Here is a 24700-nt window from a genome sequence, read left to right as displayed (position 1 = left end):
GTAGATGCGGGCACCCCGCTTCACCGCGTGTTCATACTCCTCCAGCACCAGCACCCCCGCCCCTTCACCCAGCACGAAACCGTCCCGGTCCTTGTCCCAGGGACGACTGGCCGTCGCCGGATCATCGTTGCGTGTGGACAACGCCTTCGCGGATGCGAACCCCCCGACTGCCAAGGGCGTCACAGTCGATTCAGCCCCACCGCATACCATCACATCGGCATCCCCATACTCGATCATCCGGGCACTGGTACCAATGGCATGCAAACCGGTGGTACAGGCTGTCACCACCGCTAGGTTCGGCCCCTTCAGGCCAAACATGATCGACAGATTGCCGGAGATCATGTTGATGATCGTACCGGGGATGAAGAAGGGTGAAATCTTGCGGGGACCACCAGCGAGGAAATCGTTGTGGGTATCCTCGATCATGGGCAACCCGCCGATGCCGGAGCCGATATTGACACCAATGCGATCCGCATTGGCCTCGGTGACTTCGATTCCGGAATCACGGAAAGCCTGTATGCCCGCTGCGAGACCATAATGGATGAAACCATCCATGCGGCGCGCCTCCTTCGGCGAGAGATAGGCCCCAAGGTCAAAACCCTTCACTTCGCCGGCTATCTTCACCGGAAAGGAAGAGGTATCGAAGCGGGTGATCTCACCGATGCCGGAACGCCCATTGGAAATGGCGTCCCATGCTTCAGACACGGTATTACCGACCGGCGAAACAACGCCAAGGCCGGTGATGACGACTCTGCGACGGGTCAAGGCAGGCTCCGGGAGGATTTACTTCTTGAGGTGTGCGGTGACGTAGTCGATCGCCTGCTGAACGCTGGTGATCTTTTCGGCCTCTTCGTCGGGGATCTCGCACTCGAACTCTTCTTCAAGGGCCATCACCAGCTCGACGGTGTCGAGAGAGTCGGCGCCCAGATCGTCCACAAAGGAAGACTCGTTCTTGATCTCGGACTCGTTGACGCCAAGTTGTTCGGCAACGATCTTCTTGACACGCTGTTCAATATTTTCCATGTGATAACTCCTTCCCAGATTGTGCGGGTGAATTCAAAAACCCCCGCATTCTACCAAAAACGCGCACCCCCGCCAGCACGGCGAGATTTACGCCATGTACATGCCGCCATTCACGTGCAGGGTGGCCCCCGTCACGTAGGAGGCTGCGGGGGAGGCCAGAAAGCCCACCACGCCTGCAATCTCTTCCGGTTTGCCGAGACGGCCAAGGGCAATCTTGCCGGCCAGTTCATTGCGCTGGGCCTCGGGCAGATCCTTGGTCATGTCGGTGTCGATGAACCCCGGCGCCACGCAATTGACCGTAATGTTGCGACTGCCGAGCTCCTGGGCCAGGGCGCGGGTCATGCCAGCCACGCCAGCCTTGGCTGCAGCATAGTTGGCCTGGCCAGCGTTGCCCGAGCTGCCCACCACCGAGGTGATGTTGATGATGCGGCCCTTACGGGCCTTCATCATGCCGCGCATGACCAGCTTGGACATGCGGAAGACCGCCTTGAGGTTGGTATCGATAACCGCATCCCACTCCGCGTCCTTCATGCGCATGGAGAGGTTGTCACGCGTGATGCCTGCATTGTTCACCAGGATGCCCACAGCCCCGAAGGTCTTCTCGATCTCGCCCAGCGCCGCATCGCAGGCTTCGGCATTGGTCACATCAAGCGCCAGCCCCCGACCTTTGATGCCTGCGGCTTCAAGGCCGGCCTGGATATCGGCGGCACCGGATTCGGAGGTGGCAGTGCCCACCACCGTTGCCCCAAGACGCCCCAGCTCGAGGGCGATGGCCCGACCGATACCGCGGGACGCGCCGGTCACCAGCGCAACCTGATCTTGCAGAACCTGACTCATGCTTCCCCCGTGATCTTGAGAATGTCTTCCAGACTGGCCACGTCGGCAATCGCCCCGCCCTGGAGGCTCGCCTCGATACGCTTGGTCATGCCTGCCAGCACCTTGCCAGGCCCGCACTCGAAGACGTGGGTCGCACCACGCCCGGCGATCGCCTGGACGGTCTCGATCCAGCGCACCGGCGAATATGCCTGGCGCACCAGCGCATCCTTGATCCGTTCCGGCTGATCCTCGACCGCCACATCCACGTTGTTGAGTACGGGAATGGTAGGCACACGGACTTCGATCCCCGCCAAGGCCTGCTGGAGACGCTCGGCGGCAGGTTTCATCAGGGCACAATGGAAGGGCGCACTGACGGGCAGCAGCACCGCGCGCTTTGCCCCTCTCGCCTTGGCGGTGACGATCGCACGCTCGACCGCAGCCTTGGAGCCGGCAATCACGATCTGCCCCGGAGAATTGAGATTGGCCGCCGACACCACGTCCCCCTGGGCCGCCTCGGCACAAGCCTCAATGGCCTGGGCTTCATCAAGCCCCAGCAATGCCGCCATGGCGCCTTCCCCCTGGGGCACAGCCTCCTGCATGGCCTGGGCGCGCAGTCGCACAAGCTTGACCGCCTCGGCAAAGCCGAGGGCGCCGGCGGCGACCAGCGCCGAATATTCACCCAGGCTATGACCTGCGACAAGGGCCGGAACGGCACCACCGCGGGCGATCCATTCGCGATACACGGCGACGCCGGCAGTCAGCATCAGGGGCTGGGTATTGACCGTCTGGGCCAGCACTTCAGCAGGGCCTTCGGCAACCATCTGCCAGAGATCCTGACCGAGGGCGTCGGAGGCCTCGGCGAAGGCCTGACGGACCATTGCGGATTCGCCATAGGCGGCCATCATGCCGACCGACTGGGAGCCCTGCCCCGGAAACACGAAAGCAAAATTCATCGTTCCCTACCTTTGTTTTGGCTTGCGAAGCGAAGCGGGTTGGGCCGGTTTTGAACCGGCTCAGAACTGAATGAGGGCAGCACCCCAGGCAAAGCCACCGCCGATGCCCTCAAGGATCACCTTGTGCCCCGGCTGGATTCGGCCATCCCGCACCGCCAGATCCAGTGCCAGCGGAATGGAGGCCGCCGAGGTGTTGCCATGCATGGCCACGGTGGCAATGACCTTGTCCATGGACAGGCCCAGGCGCTTGCCGGTGGCCTGAATGATACGGATATTGGCCTGATGGGGAATCAGCCAGTCAACCTCGTCGAGGGCAAGACCACCCAGCGCGGCCACTTCACGCGCCACGTCGGCCAGCACCTTGACGGCGAACTTGAACACAGCCTGCCCGTCCATGCGCAGGAAGGGGTCACCGGTGACCGCACCACGGCTGACCTGACCAGGCACGCACAGGATGGGGTTGTGACTGCCATCAGCATGCAGGGCCGACGCCAGGATGCCGGGGGCCTCGGAGGCCTCCAGAACCACGGCACCGGCGCCGTCGCCGAAGAGCACACAGGTGCCGCGATCGTTCCAATCGAGGATGCGCGAGAACACTTCGGCCCCCACCACCAACGCACGCTTGTGGCTTCCCGAACAGATGAATTTTTCGGCGGTGGTCAGCGCATAGGCGAAGCCCGCGCATACCGCCTGCAGATCAAAGGCCGCACCACCGTTGCCGATGCCGAGCTTCGCCTGCAGCAGGGTTGCCGTACTCGGAAAGATGTAGTCCGGCGTCGACGTGGCAACGATGATCAGGTCAATGTCGGACGGCTGACACCCGGCGGCCTCGATGGCCCGAATGCTGGCCTCATAGGCCAGCTGACTGGCGGTGACATCCGGCTCGGCCAGGTGACGGGCACGGATGCCCGTACGTTCGGCGATCCATTCATCAGAGGTATCGATCCCCCGCGCCACCAGATCGTCATTGGTCACAGGATCACCGGGGAGGAAGCTCCCGGTCCCGGCCACTCGTGCAAAGATCATGCGGCAGACCTTTCTCGTTCCATGCGCTCGCTGATACGCTCGATGAGTCGATTGCGGGCCGCCTCGGCCGCCCGCCAGATGGCCTGCTCAAAGGCAAAGGAATCGGCCGCGCCGTGGCTCTTGACCACCACGCCGCGCAAGCCGAGCAGCGCCGCACCGTTGTAGCGCCGGGAATCAAGCTTATGCTTGAACCCCTTCAAGGCGGACATGGCGAAGACCGCCGCCAGCTTGGTCAGCCAGTTGCGGGAAAACTGCTCGCGCAGGAAGGTCGCCATCATCTGGGCCAGCCCTTCCGACGTCTTCAGGGCAACATTGCCGACAAATCCGTCGCATACGACCACATCGACCGTACCCTTGTAGATGTCGTTGCCCTCCACATTGCCGTAGAAGTTAAGACCACTCTTGCGCAACAACTCACCCGCCTGCTTGACGGTTTCGTTGCCCTTGATCTCTTCCTCACCAATGTTGAGCAGACCGACACTGGGGCGTTCATTGTGCTCCACCGCAGCCACCAGCATGGCACCCATGATACCGAACTGAAGCAGATGCTCCGGAGAGCAATCCACATTGGCCCCGAGATCAAGCACGTGGGTCTGACCACGCAGAGTCGGCAGCGTACTGCAGATCGCAGGACGATCGATGCCGGGCAGGGTCTTGAGCACAAAACGGGAAATCGCCATCAGCGCCCCGGTGTTGCCGGCAGACACCGCAGCCTGGGCCTCGCCGGACTTGACGAGATCCACGGCCACCCGCATCGAAGAATCCTTCTTGTTACGCATGGCCAGGGCGGGCGCTTCGTCCATGCCAACCACTTCGGAGGCACGCTGGATGCGCAAGCGCTCGCCAAACTCGGCCAGGGCCGTCCCCAGGTGCGGCTCGATGGCCTCGGCGCGCCCGACCAGCACGATCCGGGTATCGCGATCGACCCGCATGAAATGCAGGGCGGCGGGGACGGTCACCGAGGGGCCGTGATCGCCCCCCATACAGTCAATCGACAGGGTGACAGTCATTCGGCGCAGTGATATGGATACATGTATAAAAACGGCGCGAGCGCCCGAGGGCGCCGCGCCGCTTCCAGACCGGGGGGATTACTCGCCCTTGGCCTTGGCAACCTTCTTGCCACGATAGACGCCGGAGGGCGACACGTGGTGGCGCAGATGCACTTCACCGGTGGTCGGCTCGACGGCCAGCGGGGGTGCCACGAGGAAATCGTGGGAACGATGCATACCGCGCTTGGACGGGGACTTCTTGTTCTGTTGGACAGCCATGAAACACTCCTTGAGGAATACTTAAACCTTGCCGCGCAACTGGCGCAGAACGGCGAAGGGCGAAATCTCTTCATCAACGCCGGTTTTCACCGGCGGCTCGCAATCATCGTGACGCGGAACCAGGGGCAGGGACAACAACAACTCATCCTCCACCAGGGCAAGCAGGTCAGTCAGCGGCTCCACCTCCAGGGCGTCCACTTCATCATTCTCGAGCTCATCGTCCGGCAATGCATCACCGACACGCAGCAAGAGAAGACGGTTGCTGACTTCACACGGCCACACCAGAGCCTCAAGACAGCGCTGGCACTGCAAGACCAGATCTGCCCGGGCCAGCAATTCGACGTAGAGCTTTCCTTCGTCGTCCCGCTCACCTTGAAACTCGAATTCCACCGAACCCACCGGCTCCAGCAAGGACTCGACCAGACGGCCGAGACGCTCCACCGGCACCGCGCCCTGCACGCGACGTCCGTCTTTGGCTAGCGCCCGCAGGTCAATCACGAAGCTTTCTTGCGACATAAGCGCGGCATGATATTATTTTCGGCTGCCTGTGTCAAAACTCTGCTAAGCCTCCGCTCACCACGCCGACGCCTCCGAGCCCGTTCATGAAACTCGTTCTCGCCTCCACCTCGGCCTATCGCCGGGAACTGCTCACGCGCTTCGGCCTACCCTTCGAGATCGCCCGCCCCGATATCGACGAATCCCCGCAGCCCGACGAAGCGCCCCGCGCCACCGCCGAACGCCTTGCCATCGAAAAGGCCAAGGCTGTCGCGGCGCAGTTCAGCGACGCGCTGATCATCGGCAGCGACCAGGTGGCCAGTTTGGGCAGCCAGCGCTTCGGCAAGCCCGGCACGGTGGATCGGGCCGTGGCGCAACTGCGCTTGATGAGCGGGCAGACCGTCATCTTTGACACCGCACTGGCCTTGATCAACACCCGCAGCGGCCGCATTCAGGTAGAGGTTATCCCCACCGAAGTCCGCTTCCGTGCCCTCTCCGATGACGAGATCGTCCGCTACGTGGAGCGCGAACGCCCCCTCGACTGCGCGGGAAGCGCGAAATCCGAAGGGCTCGGCATTACCCTGCTCGACGCCCTGAGCGGAGACGACCCCAATGCACTCGTCGGCCTGCCCCTGATTGCCCTGGCGCGCATGCTGCGCAACGAAGGCCTGGCTTTGCCCTGACGATGCGCAAAGGCACGCTTTACCTGATCCCCGTCAGCCTCGGCCCCAGCCCCAGCAGCCTGACGACCCCGGCCGACGTTGCAAGCCGGGCGCGCAGCCTGAATTACTTTGTCGTCGAAAACGCCAAGACCGCCCGCGCCGAACTGAAGCGGCTGGAACACCCCGCGCCGCTGCGCGACCTGGATATCCGCGAACTGCCGGAAAAGCCTGGCGCTTCCGATCTGGACGGACTCCTTGCCCCCCTGCTCGCCGGCCTCGATGCCGGGCTGATGTCGGAAGCCGGCTGCCCGGCAGTCGCCGACCCGGGCGCCCTCCTCGTCCGCCGCGCCCACGAGAAGGGCATCGCCGTCGTCCCGCTGGTTGGCCCCTCCTCCCTGCTGCTGGCCCTGATGGCCTCGGGGCTCAACGGACAGAGCTTTGCCTTTCACGGCTACCTTCCGGTCGATGAAGAGGCGCGCAACAAACGCATCCGCGAACTGGAAGCGGAGTCGGCACGCCACGCCCGCACTCAGCTGTTCATCGAAACGCCCTATCGCAACGAACGCATGTTCGAGGCCCTGCGCAGCACCTGCCGGCCCGACACTCGCCTGTGCGTGGCCCGTGACCTGACCCTGGAAAGCGAACAGATCTCCACGCGCACCATCGCCGACTGGAAGCAGGTCTCCCCCCCGGACCTGGCCCGGCGCCCCACGGTATTCCTGATCCTCGCCGCCTGAGCCCGGCCAACCGGCGGGCTCCGGGCTCACTCGAGCAGATAGACCCCGCCGTCCCGCTCCTCGACCTGCAGCGGCACCAGGCGCGCACCACGGCACGGACCGGAAACGCAGCGGCCCGTCTCCGGCTCGTACATGGCGCCATGGGTCGCGCAGATCACATAGAGGCGGGAATCATCGAAGAACTTGCCGGGCAGCCAGTCCAGCTCCACCGGCACATGGGCACAACGGTTGAGGTAGGCATGGACCCGCCCTTGAAAGCGCACCAGGAAGGCGGGCTCCGCGCCCGTCACACGCGTCACGGTGAAGCGCACGCCATCCTCCCCCTCGCGCACATCGGCCGACTTGCAGATCACGCATGCGCCTCCAGCCAGGCACGCAGCTCCGCAGGGGTATGGACACACGCCAACGGCGCCTCAGCCAGCAACTGCTCGACCGGATGGGCACCGAAGCTGACGGCCAATCCAGCCACGCCCGCATTCCTGGCCATCTGCAGATCGTGGGTGGTGTCACCAATCATCAGGCTGGCGCCCCTCGCCACGCCCAGTTCATCCATCAGCTCTTCGAGCATGGCCGGATGGGGTTTGGAAAAACACTCGTCGGCACAACGGGTGGCATGGAAGAAGCGCCCCAAGCCCGAAAACTCAAGGGCACGCACCAGCCCCTTGCGACTCTTGCCAGTCGCCACCGCCAGACTGTAGCCCTGCCCATGGAGCGATTCGATCAGAGCATGAGTCCCGTCAAAAAGCTGAAGCTCATGATCACCTGACAGGTAATGATGGCGATAACGCTCCACCATCGCCGGATAGTCCTTCTCGGCCAGCTCCGGGACCGCATGCCGCAGGGCATCCACCAAGCCCAGCCCAATGACGTGCCGCGCCCGCGCATCCGGCGGCACCGGGAGCCCGAGGTCGGCACTGGCCGCCTGGATGGCGCGGACGATGGCCGCCGCCGAATCCATCAGCGTGCCGTCCCAGTCGAAGACGATCAGTTCGAAACGCTTAGCCATGCTCCCTCTCCCGGGTCTGCTCGACAAAGGCCACGAAGCCCTCCAGTTCGGCCGGCAGGGACGCGGAGAGTTCAATCGCCTGATCGGTCAGCGGATGCCGGAACGCCAGCTTCGCGGCATGCAGGAACATCCGCTTGAGTCCTTCCTTTTCAAGCTGCTTGTTCAACGCAAAATCGCCGTACTTGTCATCGCCACACAAGGGAAACCCGAGATGACTGAGATGGACACGGATCTGGTGGGTCCGGCCGGTCTTCAGCTCCACCTCCACGAGGCTGTAGCCGCTCCAGCGCTTCACCAGGCGGACAATGCTGTGGGCGGGCTTGCCCTCCGGATTCACGCTGACACGGCGCTCGCCGTTCTCCAGCAGATATTTGTGCAGCGCCAGCCTGACGTGCTGTTGCGGATTGAGCCAACGCCCCGCCACAAGGGTCAGGTAGCGCTTCTGCACCTTGCCCTCCCGCATCATGTCGTGGAGCACCGTAAGGGCACTGCGTTTCTTGGCGACGATCAACAGGCCCGACGTCTCGCGGTCGAGTCGATGCACCAGCTCAAGGAACTTCGCCTCCGGACGCTGACGGCGTAACTGCTCGATGACGCCGAAACTGACGCCGCTCCCGCCATGCACGGCCAGACCGGCCGGCTTGTCGAGGACCAGCAAGGCCTCATCCTCAAAGACGATGTCAAAAGCCTTGCCCACCGGCACCGCCGCCGCTGCGGGCTTGTCCGCCAGGCGGATCGGCGGGATGCGCAACTCGTCTCCCTCCTGCAGGCGGTAGGTTTGATCGACGCGCCGGCTATTCACCCGTACCTCGCCACTACGCAGGATGCGATAGATGTGGCTCTTGGGCACCCCCTTGCAGATCCGCACCAGGAAGTTGTCGATGCGCTGCCCCGCACTGCCTTCATCCACGCGGGTATGGCTTACTGCGGGAGCTTTACTCAAGGCCATCTTTTTGAAATATACTAATTAACGGTTTTTTCGGTCCTGATGCGTCGCGCTCACCTGTAGCTGTGTTGTCAGATTTCAACACCGGTCCGCGTCGTCCCAGAGCGACTCAACGCCTGGCTATCCAGCGCCATCACCGCTCCCGAGAAAATCACAGGAAGGTCCATCGCCGGACAAAAAGAGGGCGATGGTACTGTATTCGACAATAAACTTGTACCAATTGCGCGCAGGCGCACACGCAGATTGACGGCCCTGAAACCGGGAGCCGCGAAGCACACCAGGCAAGCAGGCCCGAGGTCGCAACGAGAGACGCCGTCGTACCCGTGAGTACGCTCCGTCCCGGAATGGCGAGACCAGGCGACGCAGCCGGCACTTCGCAGCCCCCTAGCGTATATCGCGGTTCAGGGTGCAAAAGACGAATCCCGCCACCCACTTTAGTTTGTTTCCCCCCGATGAAGGATAGTCGCGAAAACGCCAAACTAAGTCACCGCAGTTAAGCGGGTGGCGCGCTTCGTCCTGCCCGTGTGCCGCGCGGGAGAAGAAGACGAATGAAGCGCATGCTCTTCAACGCGACGCAAGCCGAGGAACTCCGCGTTGCCATTGTCGACGGTCAGAAGCTGATTGACCTCGACATTGAATCGGCCGCCAAGGAACAACGCAAAAGCAACATCTACAAAGCCGTCATTACGCGCATTGAGCCCAGCCTCGAAGCCGCGTTTGTCGACTATGGCGCCGAGCGCCACGGCTTCCTGCCGTTCAAGGAAATCTCCCGCTCCTACTTTCAGCCTGGCGTGGAAGCCAGCCGTGCCTCCATCAAGGAAGCCCTCAAGGAAGGCCAGGAGCTGATCGTCCAGGTCGAGAAGGACGAACGGGGTAACAAGGGTGCAGCCCTTACTACCTTCGTTTCCCTGGCCGGCCGTTACTTGGTGCTGATGCCCAACAACCCCCGCGGCGGCGGTGTATCCCGTCGCGTCGAGGGTGACGAGCGCGCCGAACTGCGTGACGTCATGGACCAGCTCGAAGTACCCGGTGGCATGAGCCTGATCGCCCGTACCGCCGCCATCGGCCGCAACGCCGAAGAACTGCAATGGGACTTGAACTACCTCCTGCAACTGTGGCGCGCCATTGACGGTGCCGCCCAGTCCCAGGACGGCGCCTTCCTGATCTACCAGGAAGGCAGCCTGGTCATCCGTGCCATCCGCGACTACTTCCAGCCCGACATCGGCGAGATCCTGATCGACACCGACGACGTGTACGAGCAGGCCCGCCAGTTCATGGCCCACGTGATGCCGCAGAACGTGAACCGCGTGAAGCGTTACCACGACGACGTGCCATTGTTCTCGCGTTTCCAGATCGAGCATCAGATCGAGTCGGCCTACTCGCGCCAGGTCAGCCTGCCCTCTGGCGGCGCCATCGTGATCGACCACACCGAAGCCCTGGTCTCCGTGGACGTGAACTCCGGTCGCGCCACCCGTGGTGCAGACATCGAGGAAACCGCCTTCAAGACCAACTGCGAAGCCGCCGACGAGGTGGCCCGTCAGCTACGCCTGCGCGACCTGGGCGGTCTGATCGTCATCGACTTCATCGACATGGAGTCCCAGAAGAACCAGCGCGAGGTCGAGAACCGCCTGCGTGACGCCCTGCGCTACGACCGCGCCCGCGTCCAGACAGGCAAGATCAGCCGCTTCGGCCTGCTCGAACTGTCCCGCCAGCGCCTTCGCCCGGCCCTGGCCGAGACCAGCTACATCCCCTGCCCGCGCTGCAACGGCACCGGCCATATCCGCAGCACCGAATCCTCGGCCCTGCACATCCTGCGCATCCTCGAAGAAGAGGCGATGAAGGACAACACCGGTGCCCTGCACTGCCAGGTCCCGGTGGACGTCGCCACCTTCCTGCTCAACGAGAAGCGCGACGACATCGCCAAGATCGAAGTGCGCCACAAGGTCGGCCTGGTGCTGATCCCCAACCGCCACCTCGAGACGCCCCAGCACGAGATCGTCCGCCTGCGCCACGACCAGCTCAACCAGGAAGACAGCGTCCTGCCGAGCTACCGCATGGCCACCAAGCCGGCCGACGAATCCTACTCCCCGCCCTCGGCCAGCACTGATCGCCCGGTGCGCCAGGAAGCCGCGGTCAAGGGCATCACGCCGGATCAGCCCGCCCCCATCGTGGAAGCGAAGGCTGCACCGGCCCCCGCGCCCGTACCGGAAAGCCAGCCCGGCCTGCTGGCACGCATCTTCGCCTTCTTCCGGGGCGAGAAGCAGCCCGAACCCGCCCCGGTCGTCGTCCAGCCGGAAACACCCCGTCGCGAATCCCGTCCGCGCAACGAACGCGGGCGTCGTGAAGGTCGTGAGGGCCGTGAAGGTCGCGGTCGCCGTGACGGCCAGCGTGAAGAACGCGGCGAACGCAGCGACAACCGTGAAGCCCGGGACAATGGCAATCGCAATGCCCCCGAAGCCCAGACTGAGGCCCGCGAAAAGCCCCAGCGTCAACGTGGCGAGCGCCAGGAGCGGGAAGGCCGCAACGGCGAGCGCACGGAGCGTGCCGAACGCGGTGACAAGGCGGAACGCGGCGAGCGGAGCGAACGCGGTGAACGCGGCCGTAACCGCAACGCCCAGACCCCCAAGCCGGTCGAGACCGAAGCCCTCGTGGCCACCGAGCAACTGAGCGCCGTTGCCGTCGCTGCAGCCATCACCCCCCCGGAAGCGGTGCCTCCCGTCGAAGGCGAAGCGGGTGCCGAGCGCAGTCGCCGCAGCCGTCGTGGTCGTCGTGGCGGACGTCGCAATGACGAGACCGGCAGCACCGAAGCCGCCGCCCAGGGCGAGCTGGAGATGGGCGAGCAGGCTCAGGCCGCAGAAGCCGCAGCCAGCACGGCTGCCGAGGTGGTCGCTGTCGCCACCGAAGCCGCTGCTCCGGTTCCGGCTCCCGAACCGGTAGCCGAGTCTGCACCGGCGGAAGCACCCGTGCTTGCCGCAGTGGCGGAACCGGCAGCAAGCGAATCGACACCCGAAGCCGCACCGGCTGTAGCTGTGCCGACTCAGGTGGCTGCAGCCGTCCCGGAAGTCGCCCAGGCGGCCCCTGCCGCAGTGCAGACCGCCGACCTTGACCTCATTGAGCAGGCCGTGGCCGCCAGCCTTCAGCCCGTCATCGAGCCGGCAGTTGAAGCGCCTGTCACGGCAAGTGTCGTCGAGGAAAGCATCGCGGCCCCGGTCGAAGTGGCGCCCCCCACCGTGGAAGTTGTCGAGGCGACGCCGACTGAGCCCGTCGCCGCCGAGGCCCCGGTGGAAGCATCCGCTCCGGCAGCCCAGGCCGAGCCCGACGCATCAAGGAGCATCGAGGTCGCCACCAAGGCCGCGTCCGCCCCCATCACACTGCCTGACCTGCAAGCCAGCGGGCTGGTGATGATCGAGACCCGGGCCGAGTCTGTAATCGCTGCCCAGGCGGCGATTCCTGCAGAGCCATCCCAACCCCTTGGCCGTCGTCGCACCCGCAGTGCCGCACCGGTTGTAGAGGAAGCCCTGGTCCAGGTGGAAACCCAAAAGTAAGCAACAGCACGACAAGTAAAAGGCCAGTCCCGCGGGACTGGCCTTTTGCATTGATTCTGCCCCACGAGGGCAAACCCGATCCATCAGCTCACCGACTGGCGCCTCCGATTCACCTCCGGAAGGATGTCCTCGATCAGCCCCTGCACCGCATCCTCGCACAGGTCGAGGACCGCATCAAAACCCGTAGCCCCGCCATAGTAGGGATCGGGCACATCGTCGCGGCGAAACCGGCGGGCAAAACTCATGAACATCCGCACCTTGTGCTTGCAGCCATCGGGAGCCCGGTCCCGCAGGTAGTTGAAATGGTCCCGGTCCATGGCCAATAGCAGGTCAAAATCGGCGTAATCCTTGGGCTGAACCTTGCGCGCCCGCAGCCGCGACAGGTCATAACCCCGCCTGAGCGCAGCCGTCTGCGCCCGGGGATCCGGTGCCTCCCCGGTGTGGTAGCCCTGGGTGCCGGCTGAATCAACACCAACCACCTCCTCCAGGCCCGACATGGCCAGCCAGCGGCGCGCCACGCCCTCAGCCGTGGGTGACCGGCAGATATTGCCGGTGCACACGAACAGTATTTTCATTATGGGTGTCCCTCCTACCGGTAATTTAAGCAGCCGGCGGGCGGAACGTACAAGCTCAAGGACCAATTTCTTCAGATTCTTTCAGTCAGTGACATCGGGTGACGCGGATGCATCATGCCCATCTGCTCCAAACGCCTGCTGACGCAGGCGGAAAAGCCTGTCGCGCGCGGAGGCGGCCTTTTCAAACTCCAAGTTGCGAGCGTGCTCCTGCATTTCCTTCTCGAGCTGACGGATGGTCTTGGCCAGCGCCTTCTCGTCCAGCACCTCGTACTGGGCACGGGCCTCGTCGGCCTTGACGACAGCATCCCCTGAATTTGCATCATAGACACCATCGATGATGTCCTTTATGCGTTTTGTCACGGACTTGGGTGTAATTCCGTTAGCCGCATTGAAGGCGAGCTGCTTTTCGCGACGGCGCTCCGTTTCGCCCATGGCCGCCTTCATCGAATCGGTGATACGGTCGGCGTAAAGAATCGCCGTGCCATGCAGATGTCGCGCCGCACGGCCGATGGTCTGAATCAGGGAGCGCTCCGAACGCAGGAAGCCCTCCTTGTCCGCATCCAGGATGGCCACCAGGGACACCTCAGGAATATCCAGCCCCTCGCGTAAGAGATTGATACCCACCAGCACGTCAAACTCGCCCAGGCGCAGATCCCGGATGATCTCCACCCGTTCAACGGTATCGATATCCGAATGCAGGTAGCGCACCCGGATTCCGTTCTCGGCCAAGTACTCGGTCAAATCCTCGGCCAGGCGCTTGGTCAGCACTGTCACCAGGATCCGCTCCTGGACCGCCAGACGCAGCTTGATCTCACCCAGCAGATCGTCGACCTGGGTAGTGGCTGGCTTCACGACGATGATCGGATCCACCAGACCGGTCGGGCGTACCACCTGCTCCACCACCTGCCCTTGGTGCGCCTTCTCGTAGGCGGCCGGTGTCGCGGAGACAAACACGGTCTGGGGCAGCAAGCGCTCGAACTCCTCGAACTTGAGGGGCCGGTTATCCAGGGCCGAAGGCAGACGAAAGCCGTACTCCACCAGATTTTCCTTGCGCGAGCGGTCACCTTTGTACATCGCCCCCACCTGCCCGATGGACACGTGGGACTCGTCGATGAACATCAGCCCGTCCTTGGGCAGGTAATCGATCAGGGTCGGTGGTGCATCGCCGGCATTCCGCCCTGACATGTGGCGGGAATAGTTTTCGATACCCTTGCAGAAGCCCAGCTCGTTGAGCATCTCCAGGTCGAAGCGGGTGCGCTGCTCGATGCGCTGGGCCTCCACCAGCTTGCCAGCCTTCTGGAAGGTCTCGATACGCAGGCGCAACTCATCCTTGATGGCTTCGACGGCACGCAACACCGTCGCCCGGGGCGTGACGTAATGGCTGGACGGGTAGACGGTGAAGCGGGCGAGCTTCTGCTTGAGATGGCCGGTAAGGGGGTCAAACAGGGTCAGGTGCTCGATCTCATCGTCGAACATCTCCACCCGCAGGGCGTGCTCAGCGCTTTCTGCGGGAAAGATGTCGATCACGTCACCCCGCACGCGGAAGGTGCCGCGCTTGAAATCCACATCGGCGCGGGTGTACTGCATCGCCACCAGGCGCTGCACCAGCTCCCGATGGACAAGCCTCTCGCCCTCCCGCAGATGCAGGACCATGCTGTGATAGTCGCCCGGATCACCGATACCGTAGATGCACGATACCGAGGCCACGATCACCACGTCGCGCCGCTCCATCAGGCTCTTGGTGGCCGACAGGCGCATCTGCTCGATGTGCTCGTTGATCGCCGAATCCTTCTCGATGAACAGATCGCGGGACGGCACGTAGGCCTCCGGCTGATAGTAATCGTAGTAGCTGACGAAGTACTCCACCGCGTTCTCTGGAAAGAACTCCCGGAACTCGGAATACAGCTGTGCGGCCAGGGTCTTGTTATGGGCCAGCACCAGGGCCGGACGCCCGCAGCGGGCAATCACGTTGGCCATGGTGTAGGTCTTGCCGGAGCCGGTCACGCCCAGCAGGGTCTGGAACATCAGACCGTCGTCGATGCCCTCCACCAGCTTGCGGATCGCCTCAGGCTGGTCGCCGCCGGGCTGAAACGGCTGATGGAGCCGGAACGGGCTCCCGTCGAAAAGCACTACGCGCCCGCTGTCGGATTGATCGGCCATGATAAAATTTCGAATTCCAGTCAGTCGGTGAAGTCCGGACCCAGTTTCGGGCAACCCCGCATTATCGCCCAGCGGCAAGCATAAAGCGCCCCGCACCCTTCGCCCCTTTTGGAGACCCCATGAGCTCTTCGATCTTTGCTGCGGTGGAAATGGCCCCCCGCGATCCGATTCTCGGCCTGAATGAAGCCTTCAACGCGGATACCCGCAGCACCAAGGTCAACCTCGGCGTTGGCGTTTACTTCGACGACAACGGCAAGATCCCCCTGCTCGGCGCCGTCAAGACCGCCGAGAAGGCCCGCCTCGAAGCGGCCCCTCCCCGTGGCTACCAACCCATCGAAGGCCCCGTCGCCTACGCCAACGCTGTGCAGAACCTGCTGTTCGGCGCCGACAGCGCCATCATCCGTGACGGCCGCGTCGTCACCGCCCAGGCCCTCGGCGGCACCGGTGCCCTGCGCATCGGCGGCGACCTGATCAAGCGCGTGGTTCCGGACGCCACTGTTTACATCTCCGACCCCTCCTGGGAAAACCACCGCGCCCTGTTCGAGGCTGCCGGCTTCCCGGTGGACACCTACCCCTACTACAACCCGGAAACCCGCGGCGCCAACGCCGAGGCGATGATCGCCAAGCTCAACACCCTGCCCGCCGGTTCGGTGATCGTGCTGCACGCCTGTTGCCACAACCCCACCGGCGCCGACCTCACCGAAGCCCAGTGGGCCGACGTGGTCAAGGCCTGTGCCAACCGTGGCCTGATTCCCTTCCTCGACATGGCCTACCAGGGCTTCGCTGACGGCATTGAACCCGACGCCGTGGCGGTGAACCTGTTCTCGGCCTCCGGTCTGTCCTTCTTCGTGTCCAGCTCCTTCTCCAAGAGCTTCTCGCTTTATGGCGAACGCGTCGGCGCCCTGTCCATCGTCACCCAAAGCAAGGACGAGTCCGCCCGCGTGCTGTCCCAGCTCAAGCGCGTGATCCGCACCAACTATTCCAACCCGCCGATCCACGGTGGCGCGATTGTGGCTGCCGTGCTGTCCACCCCGGCCCTGCGCCAGGAGTGGGAGACCGAACTGGCCGGCATGCGTGACCGCATCCGCGCCATGCGCACCGGCCTGGTCGAACAACTGGCAGCCCGCAAGGTGGATCAGGACTTCTCCTTCGTGATCAAGCAGCGCGGCATGTTCTCCTACACCGGCCTCACCACCGCCCAAGTAGAGCGCATGAAGGACGAGTTCGGTATCTACGCCGTCGGCACCGGCCGCATCTGCCTGGCTGCACTGAACACCAAGAACCTCGACTACGTGGCCGACGCCATTGCGGCCGTGATCAAAGCCTGACGGCCACTGCGCCATTCCGGGTTGATGTTGAAAAAATCATGCTTCCAGCCTTGACGTCATCAACCTTCGAAACTAAAATGCGCGCCTCTGTTCCTCGATAGCTCAGTCGGTAGAGCGCCGGACTGTTAATCCGTAGGTCCCTGGTTCGAGCCCAGGTCGAGGAGCCAAAGATCCAAGCAAGAGGTCACCCCTTTATGGGTTGGCCTCTTGCTTTTTCCCCTCGTCCGTAAGACCGTCTCCGTCCACCATGGCCGCTCGCGAGACGACGGCCACACCCGATACCGGATTCCCCCCTCCAAGACACGAACCCACAGACGAGGGGCAGAACGCGCTTCAGCGGCTTCAAGCCAGCGGGAAAGCAATGGCAAGCCCTGCGCACCAGCCGCCCGCCATCTTTACGACCGACACACGACGATCAACCGGCCCCAGGCCAGCAAGCTTGAGACGCGGCACAACGCCCCAATGATGTTGACTGCAAGGGGCTCCATGTCTATAATATTTGACTCAATTCCTCGATAGCTCAGTCGGTAGAGCGCCGGACTGTTAATCCGTAGGTCCCTGGTTCGAGCCCAGGTCGAGGAGCCAAGACAAGCAAAGGGCCAACCCGTAAAGGGCTGGCCCTTTTGTTTTGCGCCTCCCAGTGGCACGCGGCCAGCCTTGCGCGGGCGGCAAGGCTGGGGCATCCTTCTCCGGATTCCCGCACCAAGGAGCGAAGACTCTCCGTGCCCTTCCCCCAGGACCCGCGCTTGCAATGACCCGCTTCCTTCTCGTCTTCATGCTTCTGCTGCCCGTCCTGATGGTGCTGGAGCTCACCGCACCGGCCCAGCAGTGGTTTGTCCTCCCTTGGACTTCGCTACTCACCAGGATCACCGCCTTTCTCCTGAGCGCCTTCGACGCCAATGCCATGTCTTACGGCAAGATCCTGTTGGACACACGGAGCGGTATAGGCGTCTCTGTGGAGGCAGGCTGCAACGGCGTCGAAGCCTGCATCATCCTGCTTGCCGCCATGCTTGCCTATCCCGCACCGTGGAAGCTCAAACTGCTGGGCATACTCGGTGGCAGTGTGGCCGTGCAGGCCGTGAACGTCCTGCGAGTCATCTCCCTGTTTTATCTCGCAAGATGGGACAAGGATTTCTTTGAGTTTGCCCACCTGTATTTGTGGCAGGCCCTAATCATGCTGGACGTGCTGATCGTATGGTTGGTCTGGATCCGTATCGTGGCGCAGCGGACGCTTCCACCCCCCCCTTCCACACCCTTGGTTGCCGAGGCCTGAGAGCATGGAGAAGCACTTCAGCATCATCGGCGGCTTCTTCCTGCGCACCTTACTTCTGCTCATTCCGATGCTGGCCCTGTGGTACTGGGCGCGCGAATGGGTCGTCGCGCCTCCTGCCTGGCTTGCCGGAAAGGCTTTGCAGTTTCAGTTTCCATCCTGGGTGCTGGGTATCGAAAGAGAGGGCCTTCACCATGCCCTGCTCACAAACCTTAAGGTCGTCACCCCAAACCGCCAGGTCGGCGAACTGACGCCCGAGATACGTGCGCTGAGCTACTGCTATGGGTCGGCCCTCCTGCCTGCCTTGTTACTGGGTGGCCAAGCCCGCAAGCTATGGTGGAAACTGCCCGCGGGCCTGACCCTTCTTATTCCGTTCCAGGCCTGGAGCATCGCCTTTGCGTGGCTGCTTCAAGTCGCGGTCCAGGCCGGTCCCCAGGTTGCCAGTGAGGCGGGCTTCTCGGCCATGGGCATGAACCTCGTGGCGGCGGGCTACCAGTTCGGCTACCTGATCTTTCCCGCCCTGGCCCCGGTGCTGGTGTGGCTGGCCCTCGACCGCAGATTGATGGCAACGGTGCTGCTCGAGGGCAGCCTGTCGGGCAAACACTGAAACCCGCATCAACATCTACCCGAAGAACATTTGATACAAAATGTAAACTCGGCTATAAATATGCAGTCCTCACTTGCACAAAATCTCAAATGAAAAAAATGCTCAAATCGGCGATCGTTGCCTCTGTCGCAGCCATCTCCATGCCGGCCCTTGCCGCCATCCAGACCCATACCTTCACTGTCACCGGCACTGGCGGTGAAACCGGTGGCGGCACCCTGGTCTGGGACGACACTGTCACCGCGTCAGGCAATACGCTCTCGCTGGCCAATGCCACATCCATCTCCATCACCATCACCGGTGGCGTAGCCGGCGCCGGCCAAAGCTTTACCAAGGCTCAATGTACGTTTTTGGCCGCCAACTCCACGCCGAACTTTGCACTGGATCTTAATTTCGGTTGCAACAACGGAACAACTTCATTCTCAGGCCTCGCGCCCTACACCGCGACCTACGGTGCGAGCACCCTCACATGGGCGCCTGGCACGACCACTGCCACCACCACATCCGTCCCCACCCTCAACGAATGGGGCATGATCCTGTTGTCCGGCCTGATGGCTGCCAGCACCTTGGTCATGATGCGACGCAAGCAGGGCTGATCCACACCTGAAGCCCTGATGAATGCCCACCTCGGTGGGCATTTTTGTTTTTCCGGCCCCTCGCAAGAACACGGCCGCAGAATGCGGCTCTGTCACCCTCACCCCGCCCGCCTTGCCCTTCGCCATGGCAGCCCCCATAATTTTCGACAAAGGCGGGCGTTTTTTAGCACGGAACAAGGTGCTCCCTCGGCGTACCGGCCTATAAGATCCGCTGTGCAGCCCCACCCGACACCACGATGACCCAGCGCGTGATTCCCCTGGCCGACGAGCGCCAACTCCGGCAACAGCCGGCGATCCCGGCCGAACTCAGCGCGGCCACTGGCATGCTCCTGGACAGCAGGGGACGCCCCGTGCGGGATCTGCGGATCTCGGTGACCGATCGCTGCAACTTCCGTTGCGTGTATTGCATGCCCAAATCGGTATTCGACAAGGACTATGCCTTCCTGCCCCGCCAGTCGCTGTTGTCCTTCGAGGAAATCACCCGTTTGGCGAGGCTGTTCGCCGCCCACGGGGTCACCAAGATACGCCTGACAGGCGGCGAGCCCCTGCTGCGGCGCAATCTGGAGCAGCTGATCAGCCAATTGGGCTCCATCCCGCAGATGGAGGTGACACTTACAACAAACGGCGTCCTGCTACCCAAAAAGGCAGGCATGCTGAAAGCAGCCGGATTACGACGCGTCACCGTCAGCCTGGATTCCCTGGACGACACGATCTTCCGTGCCATGAACGACATGGATGTGCCCGTCGCGGATGTTCTCAAGGGCATTGCGGCCGCCGAGGCAGTGGGGCTCGGACCCATCAAGATCAACATGGTGGTCAAGCGGGGCCTCAATGATCAGGAAATCCTGCCCATGGTCGAGCGCTTCCGGGGTACCGGGCATATCCTGCGCTTCATCGAGTTCATGGACGTGGGGAGCTCCAACGGCTGGCGAATGGACGATGTCGTGCCCTCCGCCGAAGTGGTGCGACGCATCCACGAAAAACATGCCCTTGAGCCGATTGATCCCAACTACAGCGGAGAAGTAGCTGAACGGTGGCGCTTCGCTGACGGCAGCGGCGAGATAGGCGTCATCTCCTCGGTTACCCAGGCCTTCTGTTCCACGTGCACGAGGGCCCGTCTTTCGACGGAGGGAAGCCTGTACACCTGCCTCTTCGCCCAAAGTGGCCACGACCTTCGCAGCCTGATGCGTGAGGGCCGCAGCGATGCCGAGATCTCGGCCGCCATCGGGCTCATCTGGCGCCAGCGCATCGACCGCTACTCCGAAATCCGCACAGCGGAGACAGCCGCCCTGCGCAAGATCGAAATGTCCTATATCGGCGGCTGAACCCGGCCCCCTCGTAGGCGCGGAGTGCCCGCCAAGCTGTGACACGCTACCCATTTCGAGGGTGAATTTGTTGGTCGACCGCGTCAGCAGGTCGGATATGGTGCAAAATTTCGTGTTGCAGCAAATTGATACAAAGCCATTAGCTGGCCAAGCCGCCCCCCCAACCTTAGCCAAGAGCGGACCATGGACAACGACGTTCCGGAAGGCACCAAGCAGATCATCAACGGGCGGGAACGGGTTTTTTACTCAGGATACTGGGTCAAGACCTACAAGGTTCCCGAAGACACCCTGCAGGCCAAGCGTAAGTTGATCGGCGCCCTGACCCGCCGTCTCTTCAATCATGTGGAGCACGGCCTCAACATTCCCGGCAGCCGTCTAAATGAGGCGCGAAAAAGCTACGAGGAAGAAGCCGATTCCGACCGTCGCCGTGTCAAGGGTGCCATGCTGGCAGGCGCCCTGTTCAATCGGGCCGCAGACATCTTCACCAAGCTGGTGGAGTTGCAGAGCGTGGGCATCGAGATCCAGTCCGACAATGCCCTGATGCGCGAATGCGGGCGTTGTCTGCAAGAAGCCCTGGGTCTGGGCCGCCTGGTGCTGCACCGTTCGGGTGAAGAAGGCATCGATGAACTGTGGGGCGAGCCCTTCAAGGCGTTCTCAATCCCCCTCGAGGATTTCTACGAGAGTCGCTACGTCAAGATCGCCATGACACTACGCGACATTGATCTGCTGGCGGAGGCGATGGTCGAGACCTTCGAACCTCTGCCCTGTTTCAAGGGTGTTGAGCCCCACGTCCATGAGTTCGCCGGCGCTGCCAAGATCAAGACCGAAACCCTGCGTACCGATCCGGACATCTTCGACATCTGGACCAGTTTCGTCACCGCAGCCGAACGCATGTGCGGCCACTTCAACACTGACGCAATGCCGGTCAATCTCGAGGAACAGCACCTCGTTGCCGACGGCCGCCTGCTCATTGAGCAGGGACGCGACCTGGTGAGCTACATCACTCGGGCACGCACCCCCATGCCAAAGAGTGCAACCGAGTACATCGCACGCTGCAGGGCCTATGCCGAGCGCTGCGCCCGACGGGCAGCCCGTTCCGCCCTCTGAAAAACCATAGCCGTTGCAGGGAATTGCCGCTTCCCAGAGAATGACGGATGAACACCTCATGCTCGCCAAGGCCGCTCTTCGATTTGCGGTGACGAGCCCCCGCCGACCGCAATCACCAAGAAGAAGGAAGAAAAGCCATGAGCGCTAAACCGGACGCTGCCCCTCAACCCCCAGTCAAGGCGCCGCGCAAGCCGACGGCCCGGCGCACCAGTTCGGGCGACACCGCACCGAAGGACACGCCTGACGCCATTGAGAATTTCGAGGTCAACGAGGCCGTTGATGCCGCCCGGGATGCCAAGCTCTCCGCTGTCAGCGACATCGTCGCCACCCTGGCCCGTCACGACACCCACAGTATTGCCGAAACCCTGCAGGCCATCATGGCCGGCGCCTCACCCGACGACGCCAACATTCTGCGCAAGGCCCTGCTCGCTGAGGACGAAGCCGTCTACAAAAAGCTGCCTTCCCATCCCGATGACGAACTCGCCGAAGGCTGGCGGGAAGGCGCCTATCCCTACAAAAACCTGATGTCCCGCAAGGCCTACGAGAAGCAAAAGTACCGGCTTCAGGTCGAGCTACTCAAACTCCAGGCGTGGGTCAAAGAGACGGGGCAGCGGGTGGTCATCCTCTTTGAAGGTCGGGACGCCGCCGGCAAAGGCGGTACGATCAAGCGCTTCATGGAGCACCTCAACCCCCGGGGCGCCAAGGTGGTGGCCCTCGAAAAACCCACCGAAACGGAACGCGGCCAGTGGTACTTCCAGCGCTACGTGCAGCATCTGCCCACCGCCGGCGAGATCGCCCTGTTTGACCGCTCCTGGTACAACCGGGCAGGCGTGGAGCGTGTAATGGGCTTCTGCTCGCCGGACGAGTACCTTGAGTTCATGCGCCAGACCCCCGAGTTTGAACGTCACCTTGTCCGTAGCGGTGTGCACATCATCAAGTTCTGGTTTTCCGTCAGTCGTGAAGAGCAGCGCCGCCGCTTCAAGGAACGCGAGGCTCACCCACTCAAGCAGTGGAAACTCAGCCCCATTGACCTTGCTTCCCTCGACAAGTGGGATGACTACACCAAGGCCAAGGAAGCGATGTTCTTCCACACCGACACGGCCGACGCGCCCTGGACGGTGATCAAGTCGGACTGCAAGAAACGGGCACGCCTGAACGCCATGCGCTACATCCTCCACAAGCTCCCCTACACGAACAAGGAGATTGAGCACATCGGCCCCCTGGACCCCTTGCTGGTCGGTCGTGCCCACGTGGTGTACGAGCGCGGGGAACACGCCGGCAGCCCCCTCTTGTAACGCTTCAAGCCCCTCCGGCGTGCCACCCACGGCCCGGAGGGCACTGGCGCCGCCACGGATCCTCCGGGCGGCGCCAGGGCTCCCCCGATCCGGATGCGGTTCTCGCTCACATGCCCCCTTTCCGGCTCCGCCACTACGCCAATCCGTAGCGAACAGTTAAACTGCGGCGCGTGAACGCCCAGCCCCCCACCTTCGCCCTTTTCGACAACAATCTCGACGGCCCCGATACAAGCGGAACCTGGCTCCTCACCGAACTGAGGGAGAGTGTCGTCTGCCGACACACCGATGACTGGCAGGCCACCCTGCTGCGCCTCGAAGAGGCCGCCCGCAACGGCGCCTGGGTAGCCCTTGCGGCCACCTACGAACTCGGTTACCTGATCGAACCCCGCCTGCGGCCCCTGCTCCCCCCCACCAACGGTTCGCCCCTATTCACGGGCTGGATCTTCGAGCATGGCGAGTGGCTCAGTGACGATGCCTGCGATGCCTGGCTTACCGCCCGTGCAATAACGGTAGCGGGTGGCACCAGCCAACTGGAAGCGCACATCCTTGAAAATGAGTATCTGGCCTGCATTACGCGGATTCGCAAATACATCGAGGAGGGTGACTGCTACCAGGTCAACTTCACTTTTCCCTTGTCGGGTCGCACGTTTGGCGATCCCGCCAGTCTTTACCGGGCGCTCCGCCGAGCCCAGCCGGTACGCTACGGTGCGTTCATCAGCCATCCCGGCGGCGTCATCCTGTCGCGATCGCCCGAACTCTTCCTGGAGCGCCGGGGAAACACCCTGAGCAGCCAGCCCATGAAGGGCACAGCACCGCGTCACGTCACGCCTGACGTCCTCGCGGATTCGGCGAAGGACCGGGCCGAAAACGTCATGATCGTGGACCTGATTCGCAATGACATGGGGCGCCTGGCACCACCGGGTGGCGTCCGCGTCGAAGACCTCTTCCGCGTCGATCCCTACCCGACCGTCTGGCAGATGACATCGCGGGTCATTGCGGAACCGGTCACGGCGAGCCTCGACAAGATCTTCGCGGCCCTTTTCCCCTGCGGTTCGATCACCGGCGCACCGAAGATCCGTGCCATGGAGATCATCCGAGAACTGGAACCCGAGCCCCGCGGCCTGTACTGCGGCGCCCTCGGATGGATACGCCCGGGGGGTGATTTCCGCTTCAGTGTGCCGATTCGCACCCTGCTGGTGGAGCCGTCCGGTCAGGCCCGTCTGAACGTCGGCAGTGGCGTGGTCCATGACTCCCTCCCCGCCGCGGAGTGGACCGAATGCCATCTGAAGTCGCGTTTTCTGACCGAACTGCCGAAAGGGCTTCGCCTCATCGAAACCCTTCGCTACACACCTGGAGAAACGCCCTTCCCCTTCCTGCCCGAGCACCTGGCGCGAATCCGGGCGTCCGCACGGACTTTCGGATTCCCCTTTGATGAACCCCGATTTCTCGATCTGCTCGACAGCGTCGTCGCCGGCGAAGCTTCGCGCGTTCGCGTCACCCTGGGGCAGGCGGGTGACTTCACACTGGAGACCGCCCGCCTGGAGCATGGCGCACCGGGCTCCGATCCGAGCATCGTGCTGTCAACCCTGCTCACCCATAGCGGTGAGCCCCTCTTTCGGCACAAAACCACCGCCCGCGCACTCTACGATGCCGAACTTGCGCGTGTCACCGCACTGGGGCACTTCGACGCCTTGTTCATGAATGAAAAGGGCGAACTCACGGAAGGCGCACGAAGCAATCTCTTCGTGGAAAAGAAGGGTGTATTGCTGACCCCCCCGCTTGAGGCGGGTCTGCTCAACGGCGTGCTGCGTCAGCGTCTGCTCAAGGAAGGCAAAGCGATGGAGGCCCGCCTGAGGATGGACGACCTCCTGCGGGCTGACGCCCTGTTCATGGGCAACGGCCTGAGGGGCCTGATCCGCGTGCGGCTTGAGACCGCGGAGCAGCCCCCCACGTCAACCTGAAC

Annotated in this window: 24 protein-coding genes and 2 tRNA genes; 13 read left to right on the top strand and 13 right to left on the bottom strand. The window is 62.9% G+C overall.

Translation table 11 applies throughout. From position 1 onward, the window contains the following. The 8 genes from J0L98_RS10900 to J0L98_RS10865 all read right to left on the bottom strand — a co-directional run. The coding region (locus J0L98_RS10900; RefSeq protein ID WP_296411827.1) for a beta-ketoacyl-ACP synthase II at nucleotides 1–765 on the bottom strand (765 nt) is incomplete at its 3' end. Nucleotides 766–783: 18 nt separating this feature from the next. Next, nucleotides 784–1023 carry an acyl carrier protein gene (gene acpP, locus J0L98_RS10895; RefSeq protein ID WP_079435598.1) on the bottom strand — a complete coding sequence of 80 codons (240 nt, stop codon included), beginning with the start codon at nucleotides 1021–1023 and terminating at the stop codon, nucleotides 784–786. Nucleotides 1024–1110: 87 nt separating this feature from the next. Next, nucleotides 1111–1860: a 3-oxoacyl-ACP reductase FabG gene (gene fabG, locus J0L98_RS10890; RefSeq protein WP_296411826.1), complete on the bottom strand. Its 750-nt coding sequence runs from the start codon at nucleotides 1858–1860 to the stop codon at nucleotides 1111–1113. After that, a complete protein-coding gene (gene fabD, locus J0L98_RS10885) occupies nucleotides 1857–2792 on the bottom strand; it encodes an ACP S-malonyltransferase (protein ID WP_296411825.1) in 936 nt (311 codons plus the stop codon). Before fabD ends, fabG begins: the two co-directional genes overlap by 4 nt. 60 nt (nucleotides 2793–2852) lie before the next feature. Further along, nucleotides 2853–3818 (bottom strand): beta-ketoacyl-ACP synthase III, encoded by a 966-nt coding sequence (locus tag J0L98_RS10880; protein WP_296411824.1) that lies wholly within the window; start codon nucleotides 3816–3818, stop codon nucleotides 2853–2855. Beyond that, nucleotides 3815–4828: a phosphate acyltransferase PlsX gene (plsX, locus tag J0L98_RS10875; protein WP_296405531.1), complete on the bottom strand. Its 1014-nt coding sequence runs from the start codon at nucleotides 4826–4828 to the stop codon at nucleotides 3815–3817. The genes J0L98_RS10880 and plsX overlap by 4 nt, the downstream gene beginning before the upstream one ends. Before the next feature lie 78 nt (nucleotides 4829–4906). Further along, entirely contained in the window at nucleotides 4907–5086 is a 180-nt protein-coding gene (gene rpmF, locus J0L98_RS10870) for a 50S ribosomal protein L32 (protein WP_079435603.1), read from the bottom strand. Between the two features lie 21 nt (nucleotides 5087–5107). Beyond that, complete coding sequence (locus J0L98_RS10865) at nucleotides 5108–5584, bottom strand: YceD family protein (protein ID WP_296411823.1); 477 nt, start codon at nucleotides 5582–5584, stop codon at nucleotides 5108–5110. A gap of 104 nt (nucleotides 5585–5688) precedes the next feature. Here J0L98_RS10865 and J0L98_RS10860 point away from each other — a divergent pair, with 104 nt between their 5' ends. After that, nucleotides 5689–6264 (top strand): Maf family nucleotide pyrophosphatase, encoded by a 576-nt coding sequence (locus J0L98_RS10860; protein WP_296411822.1) that lies wholly within the window; start codon nucleotides 5689–5691, stop codon nucleotides 6262–6264. 2 nt (nucleotides 6265–6266) lie between these two features. Further along, entirely contained in the window at nucleotides 6267–6980 is a 714-nt protein-coding gene (locus J0L98_RS10855; protein ID WP_296411821.1) for an SAM-dependent methyltransferase, read from the top strand. A gap of 26 nt (nucleotides 6981–7006) precedes the next feature. Here the strand turns inward: J0L98_RS10855 and J0L98_RS10850 are convergent, their stop codons facing one another. Genes J0L98_RS10850 through J0L98_RS10840 form a run of 3 tightly spaced genes read right to left on the bottom strand, consistent with a single transcriptional unit; the run spans nucleotide 7007 to nucleotide 8935 of the window. Next, a complete protein-coding gene (locus J0L98_RS10850; protein WP_296411820.1) occupies nucleotides 7007–7333 on the bottom strand; it encodes a Rieske 2Fe-2S domain-containing protein in 327 nt (108 codons plus the stop codon). Next, complete coding sequence (locus tag J0L98_RS10845; RefSeq protein ID WP_296411819.1) at nucleotides 7330–7986, bottom strand: HAD-IA family hydrolase; 657 nt, start codon at nucleotides 7984–7986, stop codon at nucleotides 7330–7332. Before J0L98_RS10845 ends, J0L98_RS10850 begins: the two co-directional genes overlap by 4 nt. Beyond that, nucleotides 7979–8935: an RluA family pseudouridine synthase gene (locus tag J0L98_RS10840; RefSeq protein ID WP_296411818.1), complete on the bottom strand. Its 957-nt coding sequence runs from the start codon at nucleotides 8933–8935 to the stop codon at nucleotides 7979–7981. The genes J0L98_RS10845 and J0L98_RS10840 overlap by 8 nt, the downstream gene beginning before the upstream one ends. A gap of 545 nt (nucleotides 8936–9480) precedes the next feature. Here J0L98_RS10840 and J0L98_RS10835 point away from each other — a divergent pair. Further along, the gene (locus J0L98_RS10835) at nucleotides 9481–12477 is read left to right on the top strand and encodes an Rne/Rng family ribonuclease (protein WP_296411817.1); all 2997 of its coding nucleotides are present in this window, start codon (nucleotides 9481–9483) and stop codon (nucleotides 12475–12477) included. 83 nt (nucleotides 12478–12560) lie between these two features. Here the strand turns inward: J0L98_RS10835 and J0L98_RS10830 are convergent, their stop codons facing one another. After that, on the bottom strand, nucleotides 12561–13055 hold the full coding sequence (locus J0L98_RS10830; RefSeq protein ID WP_296406136.1) for a low molecular weight protein-tyrosine-phosphatase: 495 nt from the start codon (nucleotides 13053–13055) through the stop codon (nucleotides 12561–12563). A 78-nt stretch (nucleotides 13056–13133) separates the two neighbouring features. Next, nucleotides 13134–15212 (bottom strand): excinuclease ABC subunit UvrB, encoded by a 2079-nt coding sequence (uvrB, locus tag J0L98_RS10825; protein ID WP_296411816.1) that lies wholly within the window; start codon nucleotides 15210–15212, stop codon nucleotides 13134–13136. Between the two features lie 119 nt (nucleotides 15213–15331). Between uvrB and J0L98_RS10820 the strand changes: the two genes are divergently transcribed. From J0L98_RS10820 to pabB, 10 genes are all read left to right on the top strand, one after another. Beyond that, nucleotides 15332–16540: an amino acid aminotransferase gene (locus J0L98_RS10820; RefSeq protein ID WP_296411815.1), complete on the top strand. Its 1209-nt coding sequence runs from the start codon at nucleotides 15332–15334 to the stop codon at nucleotides 16538–16540. Nucleotides 16541–16631: 91 nt separating this feature from the next. After that, a tRNA-Asn gene (locus tag J0L98_RS10815) sits at nucleotides 16632–16707 on the top strand. Between the two features lie 342 nt (nucleotides 16708–17049). Continuing rightward, nucleotides 17050–17125 (top strand) — tRNA-Asn (locus J0L98_RS10810). A 166-nt stretch (nucleotides 17126–17291) separates the two neighbouring features. After that, the gene (xrtH, locus tag J0L98_RS10805) at nucleotides 17292–17813 is read left to right on the top strand and encodes an exosortase H (RefSeq protein ID WP_296411814.1); all 522 of its coding nucleotides are present in this window, start codon (nucleotides 17292–17294) and stop codon (nucleotides 17811–17813) included. 4 nt (nucleotides 17814–17817) lie between these two features. Beyond that, entirely contained in the window at nucleotides 17818–18417 is a 600-nt protein-coding gene (locus J0L98_RS10800; protein ID WP_296411813.1) for an exosortase H-associated membrane protein, read from the top strand. 89 nt (nucleotides 18418–18506) lie between these two features. Next, nucleotides 18507–19010 (top strand): IPTL-CTERM sorting domain-containing protein, encoded by a 504-nt coding sequence (locus tag J0L98_RS10795; RefSeq protein WP_296411812.1) that lies wholly within the window; start codon nucleotides 18507–18509, stop codon nucleotides 19008–19010. A gap of 323 nt (nucleotides 19011–19333) precedes the next feature. Continuing rightward, nucleotides 19334–20335, top strand: coding sequence for a GTP 3',8-cyclase MoaA (gene moaA, locus J0L98_RS10790; protein WP_365954623.1), 1002 nt, complete (start codon nucleotides 19334–19336; stop codon nucleotides 20333–20335). 183 nt (nucleotides 20336–20518) lie between these two features. Beyond that, complete coding sequence (locus tag J0L98_RS10785) at nucleotides 20519–21442, top strand: hypothetical protein (RefSeq protein WP_296411810.1); 924 nt, start codon at nucleotides 20519–20521, stop codon at nucleotides 21440–21442. Nucleotides 21443–21579: 137 nt separating this feature from the next. Then, nucleotides 21580–22737, top strand: coding sequence for a polyphosphate kinase 2 (gene ppk2 / locus J0L98_RS10780; protein ID WP_296411809.1), 1158 nt, complete (start codon nucleotides 21580–21582; stop codon nucleotides 22735–22737). Nucleotides 22738–22907: 170 nt separating this feature from the next. Further along, nucleotides 22908–24698 (top strand): aminodeoxychorismate synthase component I, encoded by a 1791-nt coding sequence (pabB, locus tag J0L98_RS10775; RefSeq protein WP_296411808.1) that lies wholly within the window; start codon nucleotides 22908–22910, stop codon nucleotides 24696–24698. Nucleotides 24699–24700: the final 2 nt, after the last annotated feature.

It is taken from the genome of Zoogloea sp. (genome assembly GCF_017302315.1).
Classification (GTDB): domain Bacteria; phylum Pseudomonadota; class Gammaproteobacteria; order Burkholderiales; family Rhodocyclaceae; genus Zoogloea.
Note: the sequence above shows the minus strand (reverse complement) of the source record. Positions and strands in the feature narration are given on the sequence as shown.